The organism is Desulfobaculum sp. (assembly GCF_054921475.1).
On record NZ_JBUDSW010000254.1, the window covers coordinates 1 to 5177 of the forward strand.

A 5177-nucleotide genomic window follows, 5' to 3' on the forward strand; every position below is an offset into this window, starting at 1 on the left:
TTTTCTCCCTCTCTTCCCCGAATTTTTAGGATTTTTTCCTAGATTTTATGCTGTCTTTCATTGTGTGTCGCCCGTGTTTGTTTTACCGTTGTGTGACACAGAGCGCGTACCATGGGGGGTATCGCCGCTTTTCATGTCTGACAGCTGGAGGGGGCTGTGCAACAGAAAAAGACGCCGACGTTCTTCGACAGTGCCTTTCGGTACGTTTGGTATCTGTTTTGGATCATTGGCGCGGGCTTTGCCTTTGCCGATGTTGTGGACTACGAGCTTTCGGTCTTTGGCTTCTTTGCCAGCACGCTTCTTGGTGCGGCGTGGGGGTTCTTTGTCTGTGGCACTGTAGGCCTCATCCTTGGTCCTTTTTTTCCCCACGATCCCTTTGGCATGAACCTCAGCAAACCGGAACGCGTGTCCGCGAGCATTGGCGCATGCATTTCCGTCGCCCTGCTGGTGCTCTACTACTTCACTGCATTCCGCCCGCAGCTCTTTGTGCGCAACGCCCACAGCCTCTTTTATCTCAGTCTTGGCGCGGCCATCCTCTCGGACATCTTCGCCCTTCTCGTCAGCGCCTTCATCAAGGGCAACAAGGAAACCAGACGCCCCCGCCGGGGCCTGTAGCCGCCCGTACCCGTCCCCGTCACCTGCCTCCCGCCCAATGTCCCCACAGCGCCCATGAACCGCACCGTTTCGGCAGATTCAGCCGGCTTCTCACCCGCCTTTTCGCAATGCCGCCCCAGACGCCCAGAGCACGCGTTTTCCCGCATCCCACGCTTTCTGTGACTCCCCGCCCCGCACGCGGCGCCTTGTGCACCGCGCTGTCCCCAATCACACGCCGTCCCAAAGGGGCAGACCTCTCCACACCGCTCCCTACCGCGCCATGACGCCCTCACAGCCCTCGCGCCCGGTGTCTCCGGGCCATGCCCCCTCTCTTTCGTCCCTGAGCACCAAACACGCGCGCCACCTCTCCTCCCCCATCAGGCCAAACTCCCAGCACAATCACTCCTCACAAAGCCCCAGCCACCCGTCTTTTCTGCAACTTTTCGCAAAATGCGCAGCATCCTCTTTACTGAAAAATCAGGCGATGCTACTATGGGCCGCAGTATGTAAAATACCATTGGTATTCCACCAACAAGGAGACGTGTCATGCCCAACATGGACTACCCCGGCCCCTGCCCCAACTGCCAAATTCTTGAAGAGTGCGCCAGTGAAGAGGCACGCAAGAAAAGTGTCGAACATTACTGCAAGGGAATGGAGATGGAGTTGAATTCCTGGAAGGCACGGTTGTTCGACGTCTTTGCCGAAACGGACAAACACGCGGACATGAAGGACACCCTGGAACAAATCAAGTCCGTCCTGCGTGAAATTGAAATGCAGATGGAAAAGATGCGCTTTGAGTGCCCCACCTCCCTCGAAGGTGTGGAATCCGAAGTCGGCCGCAAGTTCGAGGACCTGCGGACGCACTATACAAAAGCCATGTCCGTCATCAGCCCCGGCTGGTTTGGCGGTTAGGTCATCATCGTACCTCCCTCTAGGCACCGTGGATGGGTGGGGTCCGTTGGCACAGTGTCGGACTCCGCCCGCCACACGCCCATGCACAAAAAGCGCCCCGGAGACCAGACCTCCGGGGCGCTTTTTGTGCATGCCGTCTATGGCGCGGGGCGAAGCCGCGGCTAGGCGCTGGCTTCGGCGGGTGCCGCCAGCTTGTACCGCAGGCGGAGCACACCGTCTTCAAAACTGTGCGACACCATCCGAAACGCCCCAATCTCGCTGGTGTTGTCCACGTGCTCGCCAATGCAGGGGCAGGCGTCATACTCGCCAATATCCACAATGCGCAGGGTTTCCCCCGCCTCATCCGGCAGGCGCTTCAGGTTGAATTCGCGCGCGGCATCGTCCCTAGGCATCATGCGTTCGGTCACATCCACGCCACTGTCGATGACGGCATTGATACGCCGCTCCAACTCCTGCACCTCGTCCTCTGTGAGGTCGCGGTCGAAGTGGTAGTCGCACTTGGATTTCTTTTTGTTGATATGGGCGCTGAACGAGCGGTCGCAGTCGAACAGTGTCACCATGGTCCGGTTGAGAATATGTTCGGCGGAGTGCATCCGCGGAGCGTAGCTTTTGGCCATGCCGTCTCCTTTGGCGATTGGGTTTCCAAGCGGCGGATGCTACCCCTTGAAGCCCGCACAGTAAAGGATTCTACGGCGAATTCCCCTCCGCGCAATCCACAAAGGGCATGATGTCCGGCTCCTTCTGGTGCCGCCCGTCACAGGCAATCTCAATGGCGGCATTGCCCACGAGAATGCGCCCAATGACGTACTCCGCAACAATGGCGGCATCGGTGTCCGGGTCGTAGTACAGCAGTTCGATAGGGGTGCCAAGGGAGGATGGGCGGAAATACGGCGCGTACACAGGGTCAACGCGCAGGAGCGCCCCCGTGCAGGAAACATTGCGCACCCGCCCACTCAGCAGGTGCAAGTGCGAGTTGTTCGCACTCGGCAGCAACACATCCACATCAAGGTCAACCTGACGACGATCGTCGTCCCGCCGGTTTGGTTCCATGTCCGCCTCCTTGCCATAGACACCAGCGCAGGGATTCTCATCCTTCCACAATTAACGCAGAAGTGTGCACCCCCGTCAATGGCAATTGGCAAAAACTGCGGCCATGGGCGCTAATCCGCCTGCGGCACTTCTAAAATGGCAATGCCGATATTATCAAAGCCGCCCACATCCAGCGCGGCCTGAACCAGTGCGTTCCCACGCACTTGCAGCGGCGCCTGCCGTGACAGAATCCCGGCAATGCGCTCCAGCGGAACGTCCTTATGCACGCCATCGGAGCACACCAAAAGCACATCCCCGCCGCGCAGGGTCATATGCCCCACATCCGCGCGAAATGGTGCGACGCCAACGCATTGGTCCAGCAGGTTGCGCATAGGGTGCAGTTCGGCTTCCTCCTCGGTCATGCCGCCGGAATCCAGCATATCCTGCACAAAGGTATGGTCCCGGGTGACCTGCTCCAGCACGCCGCCCCGCAGGAGGTACAGGCGGCTGTCGCCGACATGGGCCCACCACACATTGCGCCCGCGCACAAGCGCTGCCGTCAGCGTGGTGCCCATACCGCCAAGATTGGCGTCCGCCCGCGCCTTGTCTCGTATCGCCTCGCCCGCCGCATACACCTGCGCTTCCAGCGCCGCTTCCTCGTGTCCGGGCGTTGGGCGAAGCTCGCGCAGTACCTCAAGGGCAAGGCGCGAGGCGACATCACCACCGCGGTGCCCGCCCATGCCATCCGCCACAGCAAGGAGCATCCAGCTTCCCCCCTTGCCCGGGCCGCCATGAATACTGTGCACCATGGCCGCATCGTCGTTGCGCTGTTTGGTGAGGCCGACATGTGTCGCCGCAAAGCTCTCCACATTCATCTCCGGTGTTGCTCTCCGCAAGGTGCCGGGAGGGTTCCCGCACCCCAACAGTAGCCCGTTGCCCTGCCGGTTGCCACCATTTCCCCGCCCCTTCCTGCTCCTTCACACACAGGCGCCGCCTCTGCGCGGTCCACCGCCGCCACGGCACCCAGCGCGCAGGGCTGTCCAATCGTCAGTGAGATTATGCGCTCTCACGGCCTGTTATGGACAGACACGCCCCGCCCTGCCCAAAAGCGGCGGCAGAAAAACGGTTTGCCTTTTACGGGAAGACGCTTATTCTCGACCTGTTTCCCCACAACAGCAAACATCAACCGCGATGGAGGACGTCATGGCCATGGAGAAATGGGAATGCCCATGCGGCTACGTGTATGACCCCGAAGAGGGCGACCCGGACAACGGCGTAGAGCCGGGTACCGCTTGGGAAGATGTTCCTGAAAGCTGGGTGTGCCCCAAGTGTGGGGCCGAGAAGGAATACTTCGAAAAAGTCTAACGGCTCCGGCCACGGACACTTGAGCAAAGTCAAAGGGCGACCATTGGGGTCGCCCTTTTTTTATGTGCTGGCGGGCCCCGGTGACAACCAAGCGTCTTTTTGTGCACCCACTTGTCATTGCCGCGTATTTATGATGTTGTTTGAAAACTTTCGGCCGCAGGGCCGCAGCGTTGTACCTTACCGAGAAAACACGCACTTTGACGCATCCACAAAGGAGGATATTGCCATGAGTAGCGACAAGGAAGCACGACGCAAAAAGGTTATCGACATCCTGAACGAAGCCCGCGCCATGGAACTGCAAGCCATCAACCAGTACATGAACCAGCACTATGGGCTGGACGACATGGACTACGGCGAAATGGCCGGGAACATGAAACTCATCGCCATCGACGAAATGCGCCACGCCGAGCAATTCGCCGAGCGCATCAAAGAGCTGGGCGGCGAGCCGACCACCAACTACAAAAACAAGGTAGAACGCGGGCAGGAGGTTGGCGTTATCTTCGACTTTGACGCCGAGCTGGAGGACGACACCATCGACGTGTACAACCGCTTCCTGCAGGAGTGTCGGGAAAACGGCGACAGCGTCACGGCCAAGATGTTTGAACAAATCATCGACGAAGAGCAGGAGCACTACAACTACTTCGACAGCATCGCCGGGCATATCAAAGACCTTGGCCCGTCCTACCTCTCGCGCATTGCCGGAACCCCTTCCTCCACAGGACTGCAACCGCAGGGCTACGCCGTCAACAAGGGCGAATAGCCCGCGCCAACACGCAGACAGACCAAAACGACAGCCGCCCCCGGAACCACGGTTCCGGGGGCGGCTTTTTCTCGTACGGCCAATGCGGCGGGGGTTGCTCCCCTCCTACTGGCGCTGCTTGCCTTGTGGGAGCCGCCTCCTGCGCCAAGGGGCGCAATGGAGCAGGCTCCCGAAGCGTTCTGGCCGCGCCGCCAGCTGGCGCACCCAAACAGGGAACCAGCACAACGCGAACCACGCCACACGGCGGGCCACCACCAGCGCGCCTAACGGCGCGGGGTGCTGATGATAAGGGAGAAGTACTTGGGCGCGGGCATGCCGGGTTCCAAGTCGCGCACCACGCATTCGCCCTCCATGCTACAGTTACTGACGAGCACGGCATCCTCAAGGCGCAGGCCTTCGCTGAGGGCGGTGGTGATGTCGCCAAACTGGCGGTAGGTCTTGAGGACGACAAGGCTGTCAGTACAGTCCGCAATGGTGCGGACCCTGTCGCCGCCCTTGGCGCCGGAGACAATGGTCA

At 60.0% G+C, this 5177-nt stretch carries 8 protein-coding genes; 4 read left to right on the forward strand and 4 right to left on the reverse strand.

The genetic code is table 11. From position 1 onward, the window contains the following. Positions 1 to 156: 156 nt before the first annotated feature. Entirely contained in the window at positions 157 to 615 is a 459-nt protein-coding gene (locus ACY69P_RS13890) for a hypothetical protein (protein WP_462327906.1), read from the forward strand. Between the two features lie 525 nt (positions 616 to 1140). Further along, a complete protein-coding gene (locus ACY69P_RS13895; protein ID WP_459899748.1) occupies positions 1141 to 1506 on the forward strand; it encodes a hypothetical protein in 366 nt (121 codons plus the stop codon). A 161-nt stretch (positions 1507 to 1667) separates the two neighbouring features. Here ACY69P_RS13895 and ACY69P_RS13900 read toward each other — a convergent pair whose 3' ends face one another. The 3 genes from ACY69P_RS13900 to ACY69P_RS13910 all read right to left on the reverse strand — a co-directional run bounded on the left by ACY69P_RS13900 (position 1668) and on the right by ACY69P_RS13910 (position 3404). Beyond that, the gene (locus ACY69P_RS13900) at positions 1668 to 2123 is read right to left on the reverse strand and encodes an alanyl-tRNA editing protein (protein WP_462327907.1); all 456 of its coding nucleotides are present in this window, start codon (positions 2121 to 2123) and stop codon (positions 1668 to 1670) included. Positions 2124 to 2193: 70 nt separating this feature from the next. Beyond that, positions 2194 to 2556 (reverse strand): hypothetical protein, encoded by a 363-nt coding sequence (locus ACY69P_RS13905; RefSeq protein ID WP_462327908.1) that lies wholly within the window; start codon positions 2554 to 2556, stop codon positions 2194 to 2196. Positions 2557 to 2666: 110 nt separating this feature from the next. Next, positions 2667 to 3404 carry a PP2C family protein-serine/threonine phosphatase gene (locus tag ACY69P_RS13910; protein WP_462327909.1) on the reverse strand — a complete coding sequence of 246 codons (738 nt, stop codon included), beginning with the start codon at positions 3402 to 3404 and terminating at the stop codon, positions 2667 to 2669. Between the two features lie 340 nt (positions 3405 to 3744). Between ACY69P_RS13910 and ACY69P_RS13915 the strand changes: the two genes are divergently transcribed. Continuing rightward, positions 3745 to 3900 carry a rubredoxin gene (locus ACY69P_RS13915; RefSeq protein ID WP_404845216.1) on the forward strand — a complete coding sequence of 52 codons (156 nt, stop codon included), beginning with the start codon at positions 3745 to 3747 and terminating at the stop codon, positions 3898 to 3900. Positions 3901 to 4126: 226 nt separating this feature from the next. Continuing rightward, positions 4127 to 4660: a bacterioferritin gene (locus tag ACY69P_RS13920; RefSeq protein WP_404844845.1), complete on the forward strand. Its 534-nt coding sequence runs from the start codon at positions 4127 to 4129 to the stop codon at positions 4658 to 4660. A 263-nt stretch (positions 4661 to 4923) separates the two neighbouring features. Here ACY69P_RS13920 and ACY69P_RS13925 read toward each other — a convergent pair. Next, a partial coding sequence (locus ACY69P_RS13925) for a hypothetical protein (protein WP_462327910.1) occupies positions 4924 to 5177 on the reverse strand: 254 nt, incomplete at its 5' end.

Excerpts from the sequence above, each read along its gene's own strand:
- ACY69P_RS13895 (WP_459899748.1), top strand. The coding sequence starts at position 1,141 with ATGCCCAACATGGACTACCCCGGCCCCTGCCCCAACTGCCAAATTCTT.
- ACY69P_RS13900 (WP_462327907.1), bottom strand. The coding sequence starts at position 2,123 with ATGGCCAAAAGCTACGCTCCGCGGATGCACTCCGCCGAACATATTCTC.
- ACY69P_RS13905 (WP_462327908.1), bottom strand. The coding sequence starts at position 2,556 with ATGGAACCAAACCGGCGGGACGACGATCGTCGTCAGGTTGACCTTGAT.
- ACY69P_RS13915 (WP_404845216.1), top strand. The coding sequence starts at position 3,745 with ATGGAGAAATGGGAATGCCCATGCGGCTACGTGTATGACCCCGAAGAG.
- ACY69P_RS13920 (WP_404844845.1), top strand. The coding sequence starts at position 4,127 with ATGAGTAGCGACAAGGAAGCACGACGCAAAAAGGTTATCGACATCCTG.